The following is an 815-nucleotide window of genomic DNA, read 5'->3' as shown; positions in this document are numbered from 1 at the left end:
CTGAATACGTCGAAATATCCGAAGGACATCTTTGTTCAGGTAAGTTTTATTCTTCAATAAATAGAGAATTATTTTTTGAGAATGAACCTTTAAGAATATCAGCTTCTTATAAAGAACAACTCTTAAAATCAATTTGTATAAGTTATGACAGAATATATTTAAATGAAAAATATAAGAAAGAAGTAACTGAAGATAGCATCTCAAATTATGTAGAGTATTGCAAATCTATGCATGAAAAGCTTGTAGATAAACTTTCAAAAAAACGAAATCTTAATTGGGGAAAAATTAAAGTCCTTGTTGACCCTAGAGACCCATTTGTTTTTATTGAATTAAAATACAATGGTAGACCTAATTTTGAAGATAAAATTGAATTATAACAATATTTTATGCAGAATGAATGGGATAAATTTGTGAACATTTGTTTGTCAGAATAGGGAAAGAGTATTGAATCGTTAGGAGAATTTAAGGATGCCCAATTGGTATCTGTAATTCAAATTTTATTAGATAATCAAAGCTTAACTTGGATAAATAAAAGAATACCAGAACTCGATAATATGACCCCATTAGAATGTAGATATAATGAACGTTTATTACAGAGGTTGAAAGTCTATTTATTGAGAATGGAATAATTAAAGCATACAACAAAAGCTAAATTTCATGGGCGGTGACGTTCATTTTGAAATCTTAGTTCAATTAATAAACACCAGCAAGCCACCCAGAATTGGTTTGCTTAAAAATATAAACAAATTTATGCGGCTTGCTTCCGTGAGATTTGAAAGGTTAATTCTTTTAAATCGCCCACGAAAACTTAGCAA

At 29.0% G+C, this 815-nt stretch carries 1 protein-coding gene; it reads left to right on the top strand.

Annotated elements, in window-relative coordinates; all coding sequences use genetic code 11:
* Positions 1–377 (top strand): hypothetical protein (locus DWB61_RS17710; RefSeq protein WP_158614465.1); only part of this gene is annotated, 377 nt, incomplete at its 5' end.
* Between the last annotated feature and the right edge of the window lie 438 nt (positions 378–815).

The sequence above is a fragment of the Ancylomarina euxina genome (assembly GCF_003863355.1).
Taxonomy (GTDB): Bacteria; Bacteroidota; Bacteroidia; order Bacteroidales; family Marinifilaceae; genus Ancylomarina; species Ancylomarina euxinus.
Note: the sequence above shows the minus strand (reverse complement) of the source record. Positions and strands in the feature narration are given on the sequence as shown.